We start from the raw sequence: 24,018 nt of genomic DNA on the forward strand, positions 1-24,018 counted from the left end.
TACATGTTGGTTAGAATAGGGTAGTTCCCGTGAAACCTTGATTCGCATTAAATCATTCCTATTAATTTATACACGCTCTAATTTCAAAGGCGCCGTATGCCCTGCATTCCACTGACATATGTACAGGTTTTTATCCTCATCTACACATACATCATGACCGTGAAGAATGGGTTGAGTAGGAAGCTGATAAGAAGCTTGAAGCTCACCTTTTTTATAAGTTGGAGCCGTACCACCTGGGTTGGAAACCACTTTGTCATCTTCCAGAATAGTCACAAAACCAGTGTGTTTTTTCCAGTTATGACCGCTTCCATCTTCAGGTCTAGACCAACAAACGCCAGCATATAAATTGTTTTCATCAAACACTGCACGACAAATGTACATGTTGGTGAGGTGAAGTTTTTTGACGAATTTTCCATCCAAAGTAAACCACTTGTACATATTTTCACTTCTTGACGAACAGCATAAAAGTGGCTGATTAGGATCACGTAAATCTAGCGTCACCCCATGAGCATTCATCAAATTGTAGTTCTTATCCTTGTTTTTATGCCCGCCCCATTTTCTGATAAATTGTCCTTTGGCATCATAATGTAAAATGTAGTCTTTACCGTAGCCATCTGCCACATAAATATCACCGTTGGGTGCGATGGCAACTTCAGTGGGGCAGAATAAATCACCGGGTTCGTATGCACCTACTGTTTGAGGGTGGCCGATATCAAAAACGACTCTACCATCTAATGTTGTTTTAGAGACTCTACCGTTGTGATGCACCCACTTTCCGCTTTTATCCAAGAACCAACCTGAATCTGTCAAATAAAGGAAATCTTCTTCCCCTTCTTTGCTCAAAGTCAGACCATGACCACCCGGATAGGCAGTGCCCCAGTAATCTAAAAGCTTACCCGATTTATCAAAAATCATGATGTTGTTGTCGGTATTATCACCAATCATGATCAATCTTCCTTTGCTGTCCATCACCATTTCATGGCAGTTAAGAATTGGGTTGCGGACACTGCTGATTTGTGCCCAATCTTTGTTGAGTTTATATTGATAATCACCATGCCCTAAAATGATTTCTGGAGCTGGTTTTTTCTTTAATATATTGAAACTATAAAGCGGAGAAGCCATAGCACCACCAAGAACGGCAATACTTGTGTTTTTTATAAATTGTCTTCTTGAGTTCATGGTAAATTAAGATAAAATATCGTTGACAACATTTCCATGAACATCAGTCAGTCTAAATCTTCGTCCTTGGAATTTATAAGTAAGTTTTTCATGGTCAATGCCCATAATGTGCATTAGGGTAGCATGGAAATCATGTACGTGAACAGGATCTTTTACAATATTGTAGCTGAAATCATCCGTCTCTCCGTAGCTCATTCCTGCTTTTACTCCGGCTCCTGCCATCCACATACTGAAGCATTTCGGGTGATGGTCTCTACCGTAGCTTTGAGGCGTTAATTTTCCTTGAGAATACACCGTTCTACCAAATTCACCACCCCAAATCACAAGCGTATCTTCCAGTAAACCTCTTTGTTTTAGGTCTTTCAAGAAAGCGGCGGTAGGCTGATCTGTCATCTCACATTGCTTTTTCATTCCCCAAGGAAGTCCAGCATGATGATCCCATCCTCGGTGGTACAATTGTATAAACTTCACATCTTTCTCTAAAAGTCTTCTAGCCATCAAACAGTTGGCGGCGTAAGTGCCTGGTGTTCTACTGTCTTTGCCATACATCTCAAAAACCTCATCCGGTTCGTCTGACATATCAGTCACTTCTGGAACGGAAGTTTGCATTCTGAAGGCCATTTCATATTGTGAAATTCGAGCATCCACTTCAGGATCACCATAAGCAGAATTCTGCACCTCATTCAATTCCTTCAAATAAGAAAGCATGTCTTTACGGTCCTCATGATGATAATTTTCAGGATTATTGAGGAACAAAACGGGGTCTTTTCCACTTCTAAACTGCACTCCTTGATGTTGAGTAGGCAGGAAGCCATTCCCCCATAACCTAGAGTAAAGGGGTTGGCCACCATTTCCGGAAGTTAAAACAATAAAATTAGGAAAGTTCTTATTATCAGAACCCAATCCATAACTCATCCATGATCCAATCGACGGACGCCCCGGTAATTGGTGTCCGGTTTGGAAGAAGGTAATGGCAGGGTCGTGGTTGATCTGTTCGGTGTACATGGATTTGATGATGCAGAGGTCATCGACCATTGAAGCCGTGTGCGGAAGCAATTCACTTACCCAAGTTCTACTCTCTCCATGTTGCTTGAATTTGAACTTGGAAGGAGCGATGGGAAGTGAAGATTGTTGTGCACTCATGGCAGTCAAACGTTGCCCTTGACGAACGGAAGAGGGAAGTTCTTTGCCAAACATATCTGTTAGTTTTGGCTTATAATCAAACGTCTCAAATTGTGAGGGGCCACCGCTTTGGAACAAATACACAACACGTTTCGCCTTTGGTAAAAAGTGGGGGAGACTTTGCGTTATTTCTTCTTGAATAGTCTTTTTTGGACTTCCAAAAACCTTTTCCAAACCCATCAATGAACCCAATGCAAATGCACCGATTCCCATGGAAGTGGTGGTGAGAAAGTGCCTTCTGTCCATTTTCTTTTCTACAGATTGAAGGTCTTTATTATTCGATCTGAATTTCTTTTTATTACACATAATGTTTATCGTCTGGTAATGGTAGCATCTGAGTTGAGAATCAAGCTGGCTACAATGGCATTGGCGGCCACTTTTGATGGATTTAATCGAGTATCCAAGGCTGATTCACCGGCGGAAAGCCAACCTTTTGTTTTCTCTGGTGAAGTCTCAAAACGCTGTATCTCTTTTGTTTGCACTTCTTTTAATAGTGCTAATTCTTGATTGGAAATAGCGCGACCTGTCAATTTGTAATAGACCGTTTGAATGCCTTCATCAATAAAATCACTCTTTGTAATTTCTTCCCCTAACTTTCTACAGGCTTCCAAGTAAGTCGGGTCGTTCATAAGTACTAATGCTTGAAGTGGCGTATTGGTTTTTTGTCTTTTGACAGCACATTCACTCCTCTCAGGCTGATCAAAAGTCGATTGCGTAGGATTGGGAACCGTCCTTTTCCAAAAGGTATATAAACTCCTTCGGTATAAATCATCACCGTGATCTTGCACATAAGTGCCACCGTTCATTTTCCATAATCCTTCAGGTTGATAAGGCTTCACACTTTTACCGCCTACTTTCGGTTTTAGTAAATTACTGGCTAGTAGTGCATTATCTCTCATCATCTCACTACTCAGTCTAAATTGAGGTCCTCTAGCCAAAAGTGTGTTGTAAGGGTCTTTTTCTCTTAATTCTGGTGAACAATGACTACTTTGTCTATAAGTGGCCGACATCACGATTTTCTTCTGAAGTGTTTTTACATCCCATCCACTTTCAATAAATTCCAATGCCAAATGATCCAAAAGTTTAGGGTGAGTGGGTAGTTTTCCTTGATTGCCAAAATCTCCTGTAGTTTCCACAATGCCAGTTCCAAAATAGTTTTGCCAATAGCGATTCACGGCTACTCTAGCAGGGAGTGGGTTACGAGGGTCTACGATCCATTTTGCCAGTCCTAATCTGTTTTTAGGAAGCTCTTTATCAAAAGGGAGGATTGCGTTGGGTGTATTAGGATATACTTTTTCGCCATGTTCGCTGTACACACCACGCTCTAAAATATAAGCTTGACGAGGCGTTTCCATTTCCTTCATCACCATTACCTCTTTCAAAGTGTCATAAGTATAATCCAATTCCTTTTTGGACTTGAGGTAATCATTTTTGGCCCATTGCACTTCCTTAGAAACCCTCTGTTTATAATGCTCTTTCAATAGCGTTTTCTCATCCGCTGATAAAGAAGAAACATTTTTAGCAAGCAGTGCTTTTGTATGTTGAGGGGCAAAAAGGTGTTGCACTTCCAAAGGCGTCAAGCAGGTATTGAACACATCTACTTCATCCACTTTAGCGTCTTTTAAACCAAACCCTCTCCAACGTGCCCCAACCTGTAAACCTGGCTCGATTGGAGTGGCATAGATCACGTCTTCATAATTATTGAAAATGATACTTTTAGTAAGGTTGTCTTTGGTGGTGTTCATCTCAGCGACTGTACCATCAACATATAAAGTCACGCCTTCTGCTTTGCTTTTTCCATCATAGGTCAATGTCAAATGCACCCATTGATCCCTTGGGAAATCGTCTTTTGTTTCCTGAATTATAGCATTTTCTGGGTAGGTATGCGCAAGCATTGTTTGCAGTTTATTATCCTTTAGATACAGCGTATAACCTTTTACAGAGTGAAGCATCACTGCTTTATTTTTATGGAAAATCACCCCTTCTTTTAGGCCTTCAGGAATGTTCACCCAAATACTAATCGAAAAAGGATCATTACGGTCAAATACACCAACAGGCTTCATGTCAATCCATGTGTCACCATTCAGTAAAATACCTTTCCCTTCTTTTCCTTCCGTATAATTTGCGACTTCATTTTTAGAAGTTTTACGAATCATTTTAGCCTTCTTGCCCGTGATGTCGTTCTTCAAATTGCCATTCAAAGAGAAATCAGCGACTTTATGTTTTCTAGCCGAAAGAGAAGCCGTGTGATAAGCTGAGGTATTGATCCACTGTTCCGCAGTACTTTCCGCTTTTTGCTCCGCCGATTTTACTTTTTCATCTTTTTGCTGACAGATTTTTTCTAAGTAAGCAATCACTTCTTCTTGTTCTTCCGTTGGCAATGTCATCGTAGGAACCGGAATATCGTTAGGGTCCCAAGAGATTTGACCGGTTTCATTGACATTATTAAAGAAGCTGTAGATCTCGTAATAATTTTTCTGAGTGATCGGGTCGTATTTATGATCATGACACCTCGCACAAGCGAAAGTCAAACCCATCATGCCTTGACCTACAACAGCAGTTCTATCCGCTACATATTCTACTCTAAACTCTTCATCTACAATACCACCTTCAGCATTTTGAGGGTGAAGTCGATTAAAGCCAGTTGCTAACACTTGATCTCTTGTTGGATTTGGCAGTAAATCACCTGCCAGCTGATAAATCAAGAAAGAATCATACGCCATATTATTATTGAAAGAGGCAATCACCCAATCTCTCCATGGACTCATATCTCTGTAGCGGTCCACTTGATAGCCGTGAGTATCAGCATAACGGGCAAGGTCCATCCAATCGGTCGCCATTTTTTCACCATAAGCTTCAGAAGCGATCAATCGGTCCACTTGCTTTTCATACGCATTCTCATCATTGTCATTCAGAAATGCATCAAGGTCTTGTTGAGTAGGAGGAAGTCCGGTAAGGTCAAGCGAAACTCTTCTGAGCAAAAGAGATTTTTCAGCTTCCACTGATGGTTTTAGTTTTTCCTGTTTTAACCTTTTATATACATAATCATCTATCTCATTCTGTCCCCAACCCTCTGCTTTTTCAACTTCTGATTTCGCCATAGGCACAAAAGACCAATGCGGTTTATATTCTGCACCGTCTTCAATCCATTTAATCAGCGTCGCTTTCTCTGTTGCTGTAAGACTAAGGTGAGATTCGGGAGTGGGCATGATCAATTCAGGATCTTCCGTTAAGATTCTTCTGACTGCTTCACTGCTTTTTGGACTACCCGGAACGATAGCATATTTACCTTTCGATTCTGTCAGTTCTTGCGTAGCCGTTGCATAACTATGTAATTGTAATCCGGCTACAATTTTTCCTTTATCCGGTCCATGACAAGCAAAGCATTTATCCGATAATATTGGTTTGATATCTTTATTAAAATCCAGTTCAGCCGGTAGTTCTTCATACGCTATTTCCACTTCTTGGGGTAAGTCCATTTTACAGGAGGATAGCAAGTAGAGCAATAGCAAAATAAATAAGCTATGAGATTTCATTCCATTAAAAAAGTTTGAGTGTGTGAGATAATTCTGACTCTAAATTTCATGAACAATTCCTCCTTCCCCTAAAAAATGACATAGACTCTATATAGACAAGTGTGAATTTTACATCAAAAAAATTGTAGACAAACCTTATTACAGGCATATTTAGGAGGGTTTTTCCAATAGACAATCCCAAAACTTCAATTTTTATGTATAGACAAATATTAATAGTACTCTTCTGTGTCATTTTTTCGACTTCAGTTTTTGCAAGCGATACTGATATTATCATTACCACGGATTTTTTAAAGGAAATATATGAAGATGATGATCTTATTTCTGCCGAAAAAGAATTGCTTGAATTTAGAAACGCAGGCGATGTAAGAGGGGAGATAAGAGCCTATTTAAAGTTAGGAGGACTTTATTGTAATAGGGTCAATTATCATAAAGCATACGAGTCGTATTGGGAAGCACTTTTTCTTTTGGATAAGGAGAATTACCCCATGCTGAAAGCTAAAGTGTACAGAGGTATGGGCATCTTGTATAGCTTGTTTGAAAGAAACGATTTAGCAGTGAAATATTATAAGCAAGCCTTGTCTATGAATAGAAAACTGGTAGAGAATGAAGTGATCCCTTTAGAGAATTTACGTCCTAATTATCACTCATTGATGGTGCATTATAGGTATGAGGGAGATGCTGAAAATACGCAACTTTATTATGACAGTTGTACTTCTATTCCAATGGAGGATAACGTTTCTAGAATTTTATTAGAAAGTGAAGAAACCTTTTTATCCTTACTGAAAGGAGAGCTTGTAGAAACGGGAAAATCCTTTAAAACATTGATGCCTCAATTGGAAGGTTTAGAAGGTAATGAATCTTATTTGGTGATTTTTTATTCCTCTTATGGAGATTACTTTTATAAAATACAGCACTACAAAGAGGCGATCGATTATTATAAGAAAGCTTTAAAAGTGGCGAAGTTAGAGAAAGCTCATTTGAATTTTACTCCATTACTTTATGAAAAATTGGTAGACACCTACAAAATGATTGGAGATTATCAGTCTGCATTAAAGTTTGCCACGGTGGGAAACAGCTTAAATCAATGGCTTTACAGTAGTAAAAGTGAAAGAAACAGGTCGTTATTTGAAATTTCAGATGAATATAAAAAGAGAGAACAGGCCCAACAATTAGAGATTGAACGACAAGAATTAGAAAATTATAAGCAGGAACAGAAGATTCTATGGTTAACTGTTGCCCTTCTATTTTTAATCATATTGGGGGTATTCTTTATGGTGAGAACAAGAGTGAAAACATTAAAACTGAAATATGCATTAGAGAAAGAAGCCATAGAGCAGAAACAAAAATTGCATGAAGAGAAAAATCAAGAAATTCTGTATGTCAAAAATAGTGAACTGACCAATACCACCCTTCAAATTATAGCCAAAGATGAATTATTGACTTCCATAAAAGGAAAGTTGAAAGATGTTTATAAAGAAACGAAATCAAAAGAAGTTCAAAAAGTAATGAATGCCATCAAACTCAATCAGGATCATAGTTGGCTCGAATTTGAAAATCGATTTACGTCTGTCAACCCTAGTTTTTTCTCTCAATTAAAAGAAAAACATCCTTCACTTACGAATTATGATTTGAAAATTTGTGCACTTATTAAACTTAATTTTTCTGGAAAGGAAATGGCGAGACTTTTAGGGATCTCTCCCGAAAGTGCGAATACTTCTCGTTATCGATTAAGGAAAAGATTGGGCTTGGTGAAAGGAGAAGACTTGGTGAATTACCTGGGGAATGTGGTGACAAACTCTAAGCAGACTGCTTAAACAGTTCGTAAACATAATTATCTTTTACTATAGTATGAAATTCCTCCTACTTTACCCTTCGAATAGAGACTAGTGCGACTGTGTATTGCAGTTGATGTATGACTGTTGCAGTGTAATGGTTATGCAGGTCATTTTACACAATTATTTCTAATCGCGAAGCATACCTAAATGCAAATTTTGGAAGTAGCAACTTTAAAATTTGCTTTGATACCACATAAAGAATGATGTGCAACTTAATAAGAGCATGTTTGAAGCATCCCTTTCAAAATATATATTCTAAACATGCTCTAAGTTGCATCCCAAATAATAAATTTTCCTAAAAACCCCAATCAATATCCTACTATCATTATATTTAAGAAATCTAAATGAAATGATTTTTTATGCCTGAGTTCATTAACCTCAGGTTATTTTACTAACTAAGACAATCTTTTTTTTAAATGAAACTGTATTATTATTCTTTATTATTAGCTACACTTTTTTTTGGATGTACTACCAACCAACAACTCGATCCAGTTGAACAAAAAGTAGAGGGTCTATTGTCTAAAATGACAATAGAAGAGAAAATTGGCCAAACGGCCTTAAGAGGAACCTCAAGCAGGGTAAAAGGTGACTTGCCAGAGTCCCTGAAAGAGGCAGTAAGGAAAGGCGAAATCGGTGCTTTTCTAAACATCATGAATACTGATTATGTAGATGAACTGCAAAGGATCGCCGTAGAAGAAAGTCCTAATAAGATTCCGCTGATTTTTGGCAGAGATGTAATTCATGGGTTCAAGACAATGTTCCCTATTCCATTGGCTGTTGCAGCAACTTGGGACCCTAAACAAGCAGAAATCACAGGTCAGGTTTCCGCTTTTGAAGGGACATCTTCAGGGGTAAATTGGACTTTTGCTCCCATGCTGGATATTGCTAGAGATAGCCGATGGGGGAGGATTGCCGAGTCACCAGGAGAGGATCCATTATTAGGAAGTTTGATGGGTGCCGCTTATGTAAAAGGTTTTCAGGGAGATGATTTGACGAGCAAGACGAGTATGATTGCCTGTGCAAAGCACTTTTTAGGTTATGGTGCGGCTATTGGAGGGCGTGATTACAATACGGCGATTATTCACGATCCGTTATTGTATAATGTCTACATTCCTCCATTTAAGGCTGCAATTGCTGAAAATGTTCAAACTTTTATGTCTTCTTTCAATGAGTTGAATGGTGTTCCGGCTTCAGGAGATAAAAAAATCATGATGGACTTATTGAGAGGGAAAATGAATTTCAATGGCTTTGTGGTCAGTGATTGGAATTCTGTAACGGAGATGATTCCTCATGGCTATGCTAAAGATGAAAAGCATGCTGCTGAATTGGGAACAAATGCAGGTGTTGATATGGAAATGACCAGCCAATCTTATGAAAAGCACATTAAGGCATTGCTCGATGAAGGGAAACTTTCAATGGATCAACTTGATTTTCTAGTGAAAAATATTCTTAGGGTAAAGATCAGAATGGGGCTATTTGAGACACCTTTTAGAGATAAAAAACACGATGGTAAGCTGTATGCTGAAGATCATTTAGAGAAGGCTAAAATAGCTTCCGCGAAAAGTATTGTTCTTTTAAAAAATGAAAATCAAGTTTTACCGCTTACTAAAAACAAAAAAGTGGCTTTGATTGGACCATTAGCAGACGCGCCTTTGGATCAAATGGGAACATGGTCATTTGATGGAGAAAAAGAGCATTCACAGACTCCTTTTTCCGCTTTGAAAGATCATGTGATTGGTTTTGAAAAGACACTTGATTATAGTAGAGATAAAAACAAACAGTCGTTTAGTAAAGCTATTACATTAGCAAAAAAAGCGGATGTTATTTTATTTGTAGGGGGTGAAGAAGCCATCCTTTCTGGAGAGGCTCACAGTAGAGCAGAGATTGACCTTCCAGGTGCACAAGAAGATTTGATCCTTGAATTAGCCAAATTAGGAAAACCAATTGTGTTGACGATCATGGCAGGACGTCCGATTACAATTGGGAAAATCAAAGATAAACTAGATGGTATAGTGATGGCTTGGCATGGCGGTACTATGGCAGGTCCAGCATTGAAAGAGGTGCTTTATGCAGAGATGCAACCAGAGGGACGTTTGCCTGTGACATGGCCAAAAACTTCAGGACAATTGCCTTATTACTATAACCACAAGAATACAGGAAGACCTGCAATGGAAGAAAAGTTTGTTTCTATGTATGATATTCCTGTAGGTGCTTGGCAAAGTTCGTTGGGTAATGAATCACATTATTTAGACGCAGGTTATCTTCCGGAATATCCATTTGGTTATGGGCTTTCTTACTCAACAATTGAATATTCAGAGACAAAAATATCTTCAACTCAATTAAAGGAAGGCGAAGAATTGACAGTGGAGGTAACTGTTACAAACAAAGGTGAGTATGATGCAGTAGAAACCGTTCAACTTTATGTTCAAGATGTTATCGGTTCCATTACACGACCAGTAAGAGAATTGAAGGACTATCAAAAAATTCAATTGAAAAAAGGAGAACAAAAGAAAGTGACTTTCAAACTCCACACTGATCAATTGAAATTTTATAATAGAGATTTGGAACATGTATTAGAGAAGGGTGATTTTAATATTTGGCTGGCACCAAATGCATTAGCGTCAAAACCTGTTTCTTTTGAGTTGTTATAATACTCAATTGTAATAAACAATACTCCCGACTTCAAACCCAAAACTTAGGGCTTGAAGTCGGGATTTTTTATTATTTGATAATTACTTTTTTGGTAAATTGTTCTGTTTGTGTAGTGATATTGATGATATAAATACCATTTGTCAATCCCTTCACATCAACAGAGTGTTGGCCTCCATTAAAAGTATCCACCTTAACAATTCTTCCTTGAAGATCGATAATTTCCACTTCTGAGGTGTTGCCGTTATGATCAGGAACTCTGATGAAAACTTGATGGTTTGTAATTGGGTTAGGATAAACTAAAACAGTAGTTGAAGCATCATCAGCTAGTAATGCTCTACTGTTTGAAGTAGAAGATTGCCAAGCCGCCCAATTATTAAAGTTGTAACCCCCGCTTACTGTTTCCCATCTAATAATATGCTTTCCTGCAGTAAGGTTGATATTTCTGATATGTAATGTTTGGAACGTTTGCCAGCTACCAGTATTCGGTACACTGAGATTACCTGTTACATCCACACCATCAACATTAAGCTTGAACTTACCATTTGTAGAAGGACTTGCAACTCTTGGGAAAAAGTCATAATTATCAGTTGTACTTACGTTAACAGTATATTCCAACCATTCAGAAGCATCCATCCAACCAATATTAAATCCTCCTCCTGTATCGGAACAAGTCTCTATATCTACTCCATCAGTACGGTATTTGCCACCTTGATTAGTAGCGTTGCTATCATGATAAGCAACACCTTCACCACCTGTGTCATAATTTTCAGCCTCCACTTTTCCAGGAAGCTTATGAGGTGTTCCTCCATAAGGATCTTGAATAACAGGTGGAACAACATTAATATTATTGACTTGATCAGAACCTATATTAGATGTCCAATTTGTACCAACAGGACGGATACTTGCTTTCACAATATAACCGCTTCCTGTGGCAGGAGCATTGTTAAGATTAATTGTCAGTGACTCCGTTTTACTTCCAGCACTAACTGTTTTTACTGCTTGACCTAACCATGAATTAGCCGACCAAAATTCTGCCACAATATCTCTGTTAGAATTAGCAGTATAAGATAATGAAACTTTCACCTGATTCGCACTTTCCACACTTGATGTTGGTGTAACAATTTTTACAGATTCATTTTCAACCACAGCTTGATCATATTTCTTTACTTCCAAAATCATAGAACTAATATGTCCTCCACCATCAGGAAACGTAACTGAAACTGTGTTAGAAGCTTGTAAAAGACTAATATCAAAAGGTATTTCGATCACACCGAAGAAATCTTTACGGTTAGCTTGATCGTATCCTTTCCAATTATTCGGAACAGCCACTGTAGTACCATTGATTTTTACAATTGGTTTCTTAGATCGGTCATGTTTTCTACCTATACCTAATTGAATGGATGCAAGCCCCGTTCCCGTTTGAACGCCACTGAAGCTAAAGTTAATAGCAGTATTTGCATTGATGGCTTGAAGATGTTTGCTTGTGTAATATTTGTGGTCGCGAATAGTATTATCAAAGCTGATAGCACTTGAGAATTTGTATTCTAAAACAACAGTCTCACCTGCAATTAAAGTAAGAGCACTAGGAGCAGCTCCAGATGTGGAAATATTCATATTCGGTGCTGAATTACTGTAGATCTTCAATGATTTTTTAGTAACACTTTGCAATCCACCTAAACCATTGACAAAATCTAAAGCCACATTTTGATTGGCATCATCAAGGTTATTCAAAGCTACATACAACATATTTCCGCTGGCAAAACCTTGAATTTGAACATCAGGATTGTCAGTTGTTACATGTACTCTATTACCTTTCACCTTTTTCCATAGCTCATAGAAATGAATTTTTGGAGAATATTTCCAACCAGCCACGGTAGGTTGCCCTATATTAGTTGGGATAAATAAAGCCGCACCATAAGGCTGATAGTTGTTGCCGGGTGTAAGATGCCAAGTTGATTTATCCGTAATGAATGGAATAGAGATTTCAATCTTATTTTCACGGTCTAAAAGATTAAAAAGCATATGGTTGATACCTCTTACCGTTTGAATACTTTCAATATCCGAATAGTTATCACCATAACCGCTTGCGATAGCTCCATATTCTGTAATTGCATGAGGTTTTACAGTGCCCCATTTAGCATGAGAGTAAGTCTCAATCAAATCCAGGATAGCTTCTGAATTACTGCCCGAACGCTGATTGTTTTGGCCCGTTACGTTTACACCGTCATAAAGGTGAGTTGAAAAAGCATCCATGTCTGCTCCAGCAATATCCATGAACATCTTCTGGTTTTCATCCCAATGTGAAAAATTATTCAGTTCCATAGAAGGCCAGGCTGAAGAATATCCAATGATTTTCATTTTAGCTAAAGCAGGCGTATCATGGATTTTCTTACCGATAGCAGCAAAAACTTTTGCCATTTGTAATTTAATACGGTCCTCTTCGGCCAAGTTCCATCCACCAGAATAGTAATCATTTGCATGAACAAAAGGTTCATTCATGGGCTCAAAATACTCAGGCCTTTCGCTGTCACTTACATAATCTTTATAGTACTCTGCCGCCCAATTGGCTGCAGCGGTAGCATTCAACCCATCTTTGAAAAGATTATATGGGTGTTCAGTGGCCACAAAGCGAGTGACATTTTTAAGATTGTTGTTTCCTGATTTGTCTCCAGGGTAAGTGCCAACAGCATTTCCTTTGCTTTTAGAATAGGAATAAGGTCCCCAAAAACCACGGCTCGGATAAGCGTTGTAGTCATTGTAGAATTTATTCAATTCGCTGTCTTTCCAATTGGAATGTAAATTGAAAAACTTGCTTCGGTCGAGGCTAGATACTCCACCGATGTACCTTCGGACTTTGTGGTTGATTGTCGCAGTAGTCTGTGCAGTTACATCATTGACTAACAGACTTAAAAGGAGAGATGCCAGTAGTGTTGTCGTAAAAACTGGTTGTTTGAAATAATATTTAATCATAAGTATTTATTGGTAGTTAATCATCGCAGAACAAAGGAGTTCTGCTAAAGTTTATAATGCCAATCTACTTTTACAGAGATGGAAGGAGGTTCAAAAAATTTTTGAAATAAGTGGGGGGAATTTTTTATTTGTTAATCTTACACTAATTGAAAAGTTTCACTTTGGAAAAATTACCCCCTTAAGTTAGAATAGTTTTTTACTTAAAATCTTACAAAAGCCCTCTAAATTGCTTCAGAAATGAATGATCAACCTTACTTCTAACAATCACTTCACGAATTATGAAATCAAAATTCTATTTAGTAGGTATAATAATTTTATACTTCTCAATTGGAGCACTTCAGGCACAGAATTTAACAATTCCACCCAAAAATTATGTTGACACTGTTGATGTAAGTCTGTCAGTTCAAAGGGCCAATAACAAATTTCCACTTTCAGATCAAAACAACAAAGGTGAATGGAAATTATTGAAGAAATATTCTGATGAGTTTGATAAACCAAAAATCAATGAGAAGATTTGGTATCCCAATAATCCTAAGTGGAAAGGAAGAAAGCCAACTTATTTTCATGGATCAAATGTAGTATTAGAAAATGGTGAGGCAGTTTTCCGTGTGAATAAACACAATGAAGAAATTCCAGAAGGTTATACACATACAGCAGGTTTCATAAAAAGTAAAAACAAATTCTTGTATGGTTACTTTGAGGCAGAAATGAAATTAATGGATGCGCCTTGGGTTTCTGGTTTTTGGATGACAAATGTCAGCAAAGATTGGTGGACAGAAATAGATATTTGTGAAAACGCTCCAGGACTATCTTACAATAGAAATGATTTGAATTCAAATATCCATGTTTTCAGAGCACCTGAAGATCAGGGTAATGTAAAAGAGCATTTCTCAAGAACTAAAAAATATTACATTCCTGTAGAATTACAAAAAGATTATCATGTTTGGGGCTTGGAATGGACAGAAGAATACATTCGATTCTACATCGATGGTATCTTATTTAGAGAAGCAAAAAACACACATTGGCATCAGCCCCTTGAAGTGAATTTTAACAACGAATCGAATAAATGGTTTGGAGCCCTTCCTGATGATAACAGACTAGATGGGGAATTTCATGTGAAATATTTCAGAGTTTGGGAGAAAAGGAATGCTTCAAATGGAAAGTAACAACCTTATTAAACAAATGAAACTAAAACTAATTTTACTAATCTGTAGTTTATTTTTTCATCAACTACACGCACAGGAAATCTCAGGTGAATTAAAAGAGTGGCATACTGTAACACTCATTTTTGACGGCCCTGAAACGTACGAACAAGATCCTACAAACCCGTTTCTTGACTACCGGCTCGATGTCACTTTTACAAATGGCGAAGAGCAATTTGTAATACCAGGTTTTTATGCGGCAGATGGTAATGCTGCAGAGTCAAGTGCAGACAAAGGGAATAAGTGGAAAGTACGCTTTGCTCCCAACAAAACAGGTCAGTGGTCTTACAAAGCATCTTTTGTCAAAGGGAAGAATGTTGCCGTTGCAGATGATATTTCAAAAGCAGAAAAATTATCGGCAGATGGTACATCGGGAACCTTTGATGTCCTCGCTACTGATAAAACCGGTTTGGATCTCAGAGGGAAAGGTAGATTGAAGCCATCAGATACGCATTATCTTCAATTTGAAGGAAATAAAGAATACTTTATCAAAGGTGGTGCTAATAGTCCAGAGGATTTGTTGGGTTATCATGAATTTGACGGAACTCCAAAGAAACATAAGTTTGAAAGCCACATTCCAGAATGGAAAGAAGGTGATTTAACTTGGAAAAATGGTAAAGGAAAAGGAATAGTAGGAGGTATGAACTACCTTTCTTCTACTGGTATTAATACTGTTTATTTCCTTACGATGAATGTAATGGGTGACGGTAAAAATGTGTGGCCTTGGACAGAAGAACATGAGCGTTATCGTTTCGATGTAAGTAAACTAGAGCAATGGGAATTACTATTTTCTCATATGGATCAAGTGGGTTTGGTAAAACATGTGATCACTCAGGAAACTGAAAATGAAAACCTTTTGGATATTGGTCACACAGGTATTCAGAGAAAGTTGTATTACAGAGAACTAGTCGCACGATTTGCACATCACCCAGGTATCATTTGGAACATGGGAGAAGAAAGTGGTATTACAACTTGGTCTCCGGTTGGTCAGACTAACAAAATGAGGATTGCAATGATTGAATACATGAAAGCATTGGACCCTTATGGCAATATGGTAGACATTCATACTTTACCTAATAAGAAAGACCATGAAAATACCGTAAAGCCATTATTAGGAAATCAATCATTGGACGGTATTTCATTCCAAATTCACAACCTTCACCATACTTATGAAACTACTCTGCATTGGAGAAATGAATCAGAAAAGGCAGGGAAAAAATGGGTGATTTGGCTAGATGAAATTGGCCCAGCAAAAGCAGGTGTATTACCAGATAATTATCCAGCACAGCAGGATACAGTAAGAAAAGATGTGATTTGGGCTAACCTCATGGCTGGGGGTGGTGGAATAGAACACTACTTCGGTTATAAATATCCTCACAATGACCTTAACTGTGAAGATTGGCATACTAGAGATCGTATTTGGAAGATGACATACGTAGCCACAGATTTCTTCCAGAAGTATCTGCCATTTACAGAGATGAAGGCCGATAATACATTGGCAGATGTGAAAGACAGTTATACTTTTGCGAAAGAAGGTGATACGTATTGTGTCTATTTGAAAGAAGGAGGACAGCCTACATTGAATTTGGAAGGACAATCCGGTAAGTTCAGTGTGCATTGGCATAATCCAAGAAGTGGAGGGAACTTAATCAAAACCAAAATTAAAACAGTCAATGCAGGTAGTAAGGTAGCATTAGGCCCTTCACCAACATTGAATGAAGATTGGGTAGTTTTAGTTCGAAAATTATAATCATAGTCTCTTCCGTTATCTTAATTATTGGATCTCTGTAGTAGGGTAGCCTGCTACGCAAATGATACGCCTGCTAGTACTTAAATGAACAAGCACAAAAAAACAGCCTTTCAAACTAAAAATCTGAAAGGCTGTTTCTATTTATAACATCAAATAATTTACCAATCTATAGGGAAATAATCCTTCAAGAATTTACCCGACCAATGTTTTCCTGTATTAATACCGTCAATCAATGGATCTAAAACCCTAGCGGCACCATCCACAATATCCAAAGGAGGTTGGAAATCATGAACTTCTTGTTTCTTTGCAGAAATATGAGCAGGATCTTCATCCGTCACCCAACCCGTATCTACAGCATTCATATAAATACCATCCTTAGCAAGTGTGCCTGCAGAAGTATGCGTCAACATATTTAATGCAGCCTTTGCCATATTTGTATGAGGGTGTCTGTCTTCTTTATGGAAACGGTGGAATTTACCTTCCATCGCAGAAACGTTGATAATATGCTTTTTCCCAGTACTATCATTCTGCATCAACTTCGATAAACGGTTACAAAGCACAAAAGGAGCAATAGAGTTCACCAATTGTACTTCCACCATTTCAGGAGTTTCAATTTCACCAATTCTCAAACGCCAGCTGTTTGTTTTTCGAAGATCGACCTGTTGTAAATCCACATCAAGTTTCCCTTCTGGGAACACCTCTTTTGTTTGGATAGAATTATCAAAACTATAAGGGATCTGAGATAACTTAGCTGATGCTCTAATACCAATGCCAGCTTCAGTTGTACTCCACTTTACAGGAAGTCTCCTATTTTTAGCACTAGAACTTCCATCAGAAAGTTCGCCCAACTGTTCTAAACAGTAATGATGTTCTGATAAAAGATGTTGCGTATCGCTATCCAAAGCAGCAAAAGGCTTCTCTTCATCCTCCATCATATGAGCATAAAACCCAGAAGGACGTCTTACGGTTTGAGCGGCATTATTAATTAGAATATCCAATCGACCATATTTCTGCTCAATGTAGTTACAGAAAATTTCAACACTTGGAATATGTCTTAAATCTAAGCCATGGATCTTTAAACGATCTTTCCAAATATGGTAATCTTCCTCTTTAGAAAAACGTTTGGCAGAGTCCACTGGGAAACGCGTGGTTGCCACTACGGTAGCACCTGAACGAAGAAGGATTAATGTAATATGATAACCAATCTTCAATCTTGATCCTGTGACTACGGCAATCTGACCTGTTAAATCAGCTTCCTGGAAACGTTTTGCGTAATTGAAGTCGCCACATTCAGGACACATTTGATCATAGAAGTGATGCAATTGTGTATATTCCTTCTTACAAACATAGCAGTTTCTAGGTGATTCCAATTCAGGCATCTCTGTTGGGATATCCTGATCCTCCAAGATTTTTGGAGCAATGAAAATATGATTTTCTCTAGCACTTCTAATTCCTGTGAATTTTCTAGAGTGTTTATCTTTTTCCTGTTGCTTACGCTTTGCTGCGCGCTTTTTATCCTTTCTTCTGTTATCGAATTCCTCACGGTTTGGACGAGTCAAACGTCCTGCCGCCTTCATCAGCGCAATACGCTTTTCTTCAGGTAATTCATATAACATATTGGTATTTTCAAGAATATCTTCTAAAATAGAAGTACACTTTTCAACCTCTTCAAGACTTATTTTTTTCTTCTCTTCCTCCATAATGCTTCACTACATAAAAAACATCGCCAAATATAAGGATTTCCGCCCAATAATAAGCCTCATTTTCAACTTAGACTCAAAAGATAAGTAAACTACAAGCCCAGTTAAAAAGAAGAATGGAAAAGAATTTTGAAAATTTTTTACAACAATAATTATTAGTGGTCTGCAGTTTAGGTTACAGACTATTCAATTTATACATTAAAGATGTTTTGACAACATTCCATTCTGTATTCAAAATCGAGAAAACAACGGTATCACGTAGGTTGCCCGTTTTATCAATCGTATGATTTCTAAGAATACCATCTTGTTTTGCTCCTAAATTGGCAATGGCTCTTCTAGATTTCTGATTATGGAAATGAGTTCTAAACTCCACAGCAACACAACCTAAGATTTCAAAAGCGTACTGAAGCAGTAAATATTTACATTCCGTATTAACGGCGGTTCTCTGAAAAGATTTTGCGTACCATGTGTAACCAATTTCTACTCTTTTTACCTTTGAATTGGCATTAAGAAAGCGTGTGGAACCAATCACTTTTTGAGTTTCATTGTGAAAAACAGCAAAAGGAAGGCTTGTGTCATTATTAAATTGTTGGAATGCTGTTGAAATATAATCTTCTATATCACTTTCAGAAGGAACACTGGTGTACCATAATCCCCATAAATTACCGTCTTTAGCGGCTTCAATTAATTCATCTTGATGCGTACTACTAAGAGGTATAAGTGTTACTGTATTTCCTTGAAGAGTAGTTTCATTTAGCCATTTGAAGTCCATCATCTATATCGTTTGGTTCAAAGTGAAAATTAAGTAAATGATGGAATAAAAACGAGAAAATTTAGCGAAGGTTGGTGGTTATAGATATGATTTAATGGTGAATCCGCCTAATTTTCTCGTTTGCATAGTGTTTATAATTAAGCTTTACCTAAAAAACTCAATTGTTGAATACTAGAGGCAATATGCCCAGATCTGACAAGCATTGTTTTGGCTTTTTTTAAAATCGTTTTCACAGTGTCAGTTGGTCTGCAAATTACGGAGAGTATTCCTTCGTTTTTCGATACGGTGTATTTTACTTTAGCAATCATGGTTGTGTGTTATTTATTGATATTAGCATGTTTGGAATATTTCTCTAACTAAGAGAAAAAATTGTTTCAAAAATGCTCTAATATTGGATTAGAAGTTTCAAATTTTGAATTCCTAATTTTAGAAATTTTGAACTTTAAAAGTTCAGGGTGTTGATAGGTTATTATACTATCAATATACGAAATTAATAGCAGTATAACGATGACTAAAATCTCTTCATAGTTGTTATTACATTATTTCATTTCAGTGGTAATATGCTTATATATAATGATTTGTAATTTAAAAGAGTGACATTTTCTTACAATTGATATTATCTCATATAAAGGATATTATTAATCACTAAATTTGAAAAAAATGGAGGACCTATTGGATCTGTATACAGTCTCTACGGTAGGAGGGGAAGCAATAAAAACATTAGTAATGACAATCGGTGCACTATGGGTTTTGAGAAGACAAAAGAAGGAAAAGCAGAACCTATTAGAGTAATTGAAGATGAATATATAAGAGATGTTTCAAACATACTCTAAAGAAACTTAATTGTTAAGGGTATTACATAAAAGGGGTAATATGATTTTTTTAGCTGTTTTTGATACTTATTTTTTTAACTAGAAAGCACAAAGGCTGGAATTAAATTTCAGTCTTTTTTCATAAAAAAAAGACTGCTTTCCAAAAAAAACAGTCTTTCTTAATGCGAAAACAAGATTTCCCTAGGTGTCTTTGTAAAAGCGACTATTGAATCAAATCAGATTCAATTAAATTTCGGATATAATCCGACACTTTCATGCTTTTTTTCTTTGCTTGTTCTTCCAGTGCAGCGTATTCATCTTCTGACATTCTGAAAGTAACAATCTTGTTAGAACCTCCCGTTTTTCGAGGCTTTCTCCCACGATGTTGGATAGCAATGCGATATTCTTCAAGAAAATCTCTTGTTGATAATGCATAAGGTTTAACCCCGTCCACGTAAATCATTGAACCTTCCTCAGAGCCTTTCCATGAAGCTTTTCTTTTTGATGTGAAACTTTGGAAGAAAGCCTTCCTAGTTTCAAAGCTTTTTGTTTCACTGGCAGGCACGTCTTTCATAAACTCTTTCATAGATTTATTAGACTCTTTGGCCTGTTTATCGACTTCTTCAAAAGGTTTTTTGTAGTAAATGTACTTTGCCATATGAGATATATTCGTATTACGTTATATACAAATAGATAATTTCTTTTTGCAATTCCAACTATTCAGCAAAAAATTCTGTGAATACATAAAAAAAAGTTTAATATTCATATCTTCACCTTAAATTATTTCAATAATTCTATACTTTTTATAGCTTCGTAACACACAATAATCGAACGGTAATTTTTATGAATACAACTTCATTTTTCTTTTATGATTATGAGACTTTTGGTAAAGATCCCAAAAAAGACAAAATCGCTCAATTTGCTGGAATTAGAACTGATTTATCTTTTAACCCAATAGGGGACCCAATTGTTTTATACTGCAAACCTTCAAAAGATTTTTTGCCTGACCCTGAAGCATGTTTAGTGACAGGTATTACACCTCAAATTGCTGAAGCTCAAGGTGTCAGTGAATATGAATTCATGGCAAGAATCAAAAATGAGTTGGGATTAAAGGGAACTTGTCATATTGGTTACAATAACGTTCGTTTTGATGATGAGTTTTCTCGTTTCGGGTTTTATAAAAACTTCATTGACCCTTACTCACACGAGTGGGCGGATCAGAATTCAAGATTGGATTTATTGGATATTATAAGGATGACATATGCATTGCGTCCTGAAGGAATTCAATGGCCTAAAAATGAGGACGGTTCCATCAACCTAAAACTTGAAAATTTATCTAAAGTAAACGGTATAGAACATGAAAACGCACACGATGCTTTGGCAGATGTGTGGGCTACTATACATATGGCTAAATTGGTAGAGAAAGTAAATCCCAAACTATTTAAATATGCCTTTGGCTTAAGAGATAAAAAAGTGACTCAAAAAATGGTTGAGGAGAGTATAGATACTATTTCTCCAATTCTTTACATCACGCCTTTCGTTCCTCTAGTCAATGGACATTTATCTTTTTTTGTGCCTTTATCAAAGGATTTAAAAAATAATAACGCGTACAACGGTGTAGATGTATCTACTTCACCATTAGTACTGAAAGAACTGTCTGCTGATGAAATTCGAGACAAGCTGTATGAAAAGTCCAACGGAGATGAAAAAGTAATAAACAGACCTGGATTAAGACAGGTAGTTATCAATAAATCTTCCATGTTTGTGACGCCAAAAACGTTAAATCCACAAAGAGCTCAATCTTTAGGAATTGATTTGGAAAAAATCAAAAAGCATCAGCAAGAGTTAGAAAAAATAATACAGGAGGATTCTTCGTTTATCAAAAAAATCAATGAGGTTTACAACACACCTTATCCAACAAATGAGGATGTTGATGGGCAACTTTATGAAGGTTTTATCGGTGGGGATGATAAGAGGCTGGGCGATCGAATTACATCAATGGGAAAAACAGATCCAAGAAATCTTTCCTTGGAATATTTTCCATTCAGGGACGATCGCTTGAAAGAATTACTTTTCAGATACAAAGGTCGTAATTTTTACGATGCTTTGGAAGCAGATGAACTGAAGGTTTTTAAATCTTACTGTAGAGCAAAAGTGATCGACGGTTTTGGAGGAGGAACGCCAATGTCAGAATATGTTGAGAAAGTATCAGACATGCTCAATGCTTCCGAAAGTAATAGAGATAAAGGCATTTTAACTTCACTTTTGAAATACGCTGAACTATTAGAAAAAGAAATAAGCAAATAATGAAATATTTTTACCTCAGTCTCATTTTAGTTTTCCTTTTTTCACTAGAAAACGTAAATGCTCAAGTTTTTAAATTTGAGAAGCCTAAACCATCAGAAAAAATAACAACAAAAGTTCTTCCTAATGGGAATAAAAATACAAGATGGAAGCAAGTTATTTTTAAAGAATCAAAAGTATCCAAATCCAATAGCTTGATTACTGATGCATTAATGGTTGATTTTGGAGTTATTGATGGAAAATCAAAAGAAGTGAACTTATTCTGTACTGGTGGGTTTTCTGATGCTGAGGTGGAGGTATTTTATGTAGGCAATACGGATTTTTTCTCTATAGATATAGATACAGTACAAAATGTTTGGCAAAAGTTTCATGAAACTAAGTTTATAAAAAGGCCATTAAAAGACTTGAAAGTCAAAATAAGAGCAAAGAATTTAGAAAAGGGGCAACATAAAGCTTTCCTTGCTTTTAGAATAGATAAGCAACTTTATCGAGTGGCATTAAAGTCAAAAACAAAGAATGCTGTATTAAGTGATAGGGAAGATGTGAACTTGAATTTGGGACTTGTCGAAGCAGATTCAACAGGATTTACTGATTTTAGTTTTACAACTTTAGGCGAATTACCTCTAGAAGTACAGTATTCTGGAGATCATGACGCTTTTATTTTCATGATTGAAGGAGATACTATAAAGGAAAACGTAAAACAAACATTCGTTCCTTCTTCAGATAGCCTTGTACTTTCATTTTTTCCTATTGCCACTATATTGGGTGATAAATATGGAGAACTGATTCTAAAAAATAATTATGTTGAGCAACACATTTTTATCACAAGTAGAGTATCTAAAATTAGAGGAGAGATCTTCTGGAAAGATACTACAGCAGTACTTTCAGATAATATTACATTTGCTAAAGAAAAATTATATTCACCATTAGACACAATTTGGTTGAATGCCTCCTTTTATAATGATAGTGATTATGATACTTTATTCACTATAGATTCTTTGATTGATATTCAATTACCACCAAGTTTAAAGTATCAGTGGAATGCAAAAAACATACAACCTCGATCTGCGGATGCCATACAAATTCCATTGACTTTGGTAAAATCATATGATTTGTCTAAAGATCTAAAAGGAGAGATCACCGTAACAGTAAAAGAGGACTCTTCTTCCACATCACATAAATTTGAATACAAGCCATTTGAAAAGTTGATGAAGGAAGTTCAGAATAATATACCAGAGAAATTACAGTTTACATCACACAAAGATACCTTCGAGATAAAGGTTCCGTTTTTGAATACAGGAAAAAATGCAGTATATCCTTCACCCAAAACCTTTATTAATGAGCTTCAAGTTCCAAAAGGCATACAAATGTATTATGGTACACCAAGAGTTCGTCCTTGGCAGAAAGGGTATGTATCTATTTATTTGACACCTTATGATTCTATTAATTTTCATAAGACCAAGGTAGATACCCTTTCATTAAATATATATGGAACAAACACGACTACAAGTATTGAATTAATTCAACAGCCTTGGACAGAAATTCTAAAGGATTACCTAATGGAAATTGTCTTAGGGATTGTATTAATTATACTTATTGTTTTAGGTATTCTATCTCCAAGAATTATTAGTCTCGTAAAATCTAAATATGCTGACTATAAAAAAGAGGTGGCATTAAAGCATAAAAAAGAATTGTATCAAGAAATGGAAGACCTTATGAAAGAGTCCTCTTTAGAAGATGTGTCCTTTAAAGAAGGCCTAACCTTTTTGAAAAAGGAATTAGATAAAAACGAATAGTGAACACCCATTTGGTAGTTCTTTAAAAGCACTTTATGTTTTCTTGAAAAAAGATTCATAAAGTGTTTTTTGTGTATCTCTTTGATGATTAGGTATTTAATGAAGAATAAAAATGAAGAATCTATGAACTTAACGTGCATTTAGAAATTACTTTCACCTAAAGTTTGGAAATCTAAATCTTCGCCTTACCTTTGCATCCGTCTTCAGAAGGAAGGTACTGAAAAAAACACGTAGGGGTTATCCTATGTGATAACCCGATTCAGGGTGATTGATATAATGAAAAGGTATTTGATTCAGTTGAAAATCAGCAATGCAAATTAAGTTTCTA

General features: G+C 36.6%; 14 protein-coding genes. 7 read left to right on the forward strand and 7 right to left on the reverse strand.

Features of this window, described 5'->3' with window-relative positions; genetic code table 11:
* Positions 1-66: 66 nt before the first annotated feature.
* The 3 genes from AVL50_RS32490 to AVL50_RS32500 are packed head-to-tail and all read right to left on the reverse strand — an operon-like array spanning position 67 to position 5,840.
* A complete protein-coding gene (locus tag AVL50_RS32490; protein ID WP_062622248.1) occupies positions 67-1,179 on the reverse strand; it encodes a hypothetical protein in 1,113 nt (370 codons plus the stop codon).
* A gap of 6 nt (positions 1,180-1,185) precedes the next feature.
* Positions 1,186-2,667 (reverse strand): DUF1501 domain-containing protein, encoded by a 1,482-nt coding sequence (locus AVL50_RS32495; protein WP_062622250.1) that lies wholly within the window; start codon positions 2,665-2,667, stop codon positions 1,186-1,188.
* 5 nt (positions 2,668-2,672) lie between these two features.
* Positions 2,673-5,840: a DUF1553 domain-containing protein gene (locus AVL50_RS32500; RefSeq protein WP_253764349.1), complete on the reverse strand. Its 3,168-nt coding sequence runs from the start codon at positions 5,838-5,840 to the stop codon at positions 2,673-2,675.
* Between the two features lie 251 nt (positions 5,841-6,091).
* On the opposite strand from AVL50_RS32500, the gene AVL50_RS32505 reads away from it, so the two are divergent.
* Positions 6,092-7,711 (forward strand): tetratricopeptide repeat protein, encoded by a 1,620-nt coding sequence (locus AVL50_RS32505; protein ID WP_062622253.1) that lies wholly within the window; start codon positions 6,092-6,094, stop codon positions 7,709-7,711.
* 437 nt (positions 7,712-8,148) lie between these two features.
* Positions 8,149-10,383 (forward strand): glycoside hydrolase family 3 N-terminal domain-containing protein, encoded by a 2,235-nt coding sequence (locus AVL50_RS32510; RefSeq protein ID WP_062622255.1) that lies wholly within the window; start codon positions 8,149-8,151, stop codon positions 10,381-10,383.
* 70 nt (positions 10,384-10,453) lie between these two features.
* Here the strand turns inward: AVL50_RS32510 and AVL50_RS32645 are convergent, their stop codons facing one another.
* A complete protein-coding gene (locus AVL50_RS32645; RefSeq protein WP_063851056.1) occupies positions 10,454-13,354 on the reverse strand; it encodes a carbohydrate-binding protein in 2,901 nt (966 codons plus the stop codon).
* A gap of 278 nt (positions 13,355-13,632) precedes the next feature.
* Between AVL50_RS32645 and AVL50_RS32520 the strand changes: the two genes are divergently transcribed.
* Together AVL50_RS32520 and AVL50_RS32525 are read left to right on the forward strand one after the other, a co-directional pair.
* A complete protein-coding gene (locus AVL50_RS32520; RefSeq protein WP_062622257.1) occupies positions 13,633-14,520 on the forward strand; it encodes a family 16 glycosylhydrolase in 888 nt (295 codons plus the stop codon).
* A 16-nt stretch (positions 14,521-14,536) separates the two neighbouring features.
* Entirely contained in the window at positions 14,537-16,306 is a 1,770-nt protein-coding gene (locus AVL50_RS32525) for a DUF5060 domain-containing protein (RefSeq protein WP_172826969.1), read from the forward strand.
* A 158-nt stretch (positions 16,307-16,464) separates the two neighbouring features.
* Here AVL50_RS32525 and AVL50_RS32530 read toward each other — a convergent pair whose 3' ends face one another.
* Both AVL50_RS32530 and AVL50_RS32535 read right to left on the reverse strand, forming a co-directional pair.
* The gene (locus AVL50_RS32530; RefSeq protein ID WP_062622261.1) at positions 16,465-18,006 is read right to left on the reverse strand and encodes an SDR family NAD(P)-dependent oxidoreductase; all 1,542 of its coding nucleotides are present in this window, start codon (positions 18,004-18,006) and stop codon (positions 16,465-16,467) included.
* Between the two features lie 175 nt (positions 18,007-18,181).
* Positions 18,182-18,781: a GNAT family N-acetyltransferase gene (locus AVL50_RS32535; RefSeq protein WP_062622263.1), complete on the reverse strand. Its 600-nt coding sequence runs from the start codon at positions 18,779-18,781 to the stop codon at positions 18,182-18,184.
* Between the two features lie 657 nt (positions 18,782-19,438).
* Between AVL50_RS32535 and AVL50_RS33775 the strand changes: the two genes are divergently transcribed.
* Positions 19,439-19,570: a hypothetical protein gene (locus tag AVL50_RS33775; protein WP_256366148.1), complete on the forward strand. Its 132-nt coding sequence runs from the start codon at positions 19,439-19,441 to the stop codon at positions 19,568-19,570.
* Between the two features lie 243 nt (positions 19,571-19,813).
* Here the strand turns inward: AVL50_RS33775 and AVL50_RS32540 are convergent, their stop codons facing one another.
* Positions 19,814-20,248: a hypothetical protein gene (locus AVL50_RS32540; protein WP_044209801.1), complete on the reverse strand. Its 435-nt coding sequence runs from the start codon at positions 20,246-20,248 to the stop codon at positions 19,814-19,816.
* A 185-nt stretch (positions 20,249-20,433) separates the two neighbouring features.
* Between AVL50_RS32540 and sbcB the strand changes: the two genes are divergently transcribed.
* Together sbcB and AVL50_RS32550 are read left to right on the forward strand one after the other, a co-directional pair.
* Positions 20,434-21,897, forward strand: coding sequence for an exodeoxyribonuclease I (sbcB, locus tag AVL50_RS32545; RefSeq protein ID WP_062622265.1), 1,464 nt, complete (start codon positions 20,434-20,436; stop codon positions 21,895-21,897).
* A complete protein-coding gene (locus tag AVL50_RS32550) occupies positions 21,897-23,690 on the forward strand; it encodes a hypothetical protein (RefSeq protein WP_062622266.1) in 1,794 nt (597 codons plus the stop codon). Before sbcB ends, AVL50_RS32550 begins: the two co-directional genes overlap by 1 nt.
* The last annotated feature ends 328 nt before the right edge of the window (positions 23,691-24,018 follow it).

Source organism: Flammeovirga sp. SJP92 (assembly GCF_001583495.1).
In the GTDB taxonomy this organism is placed as follows: domain Bacteria; phylum Bacteroidota; class Bacteroidia; order Cytophagales; family Flammeovirgaceae; genus Flammeovirga.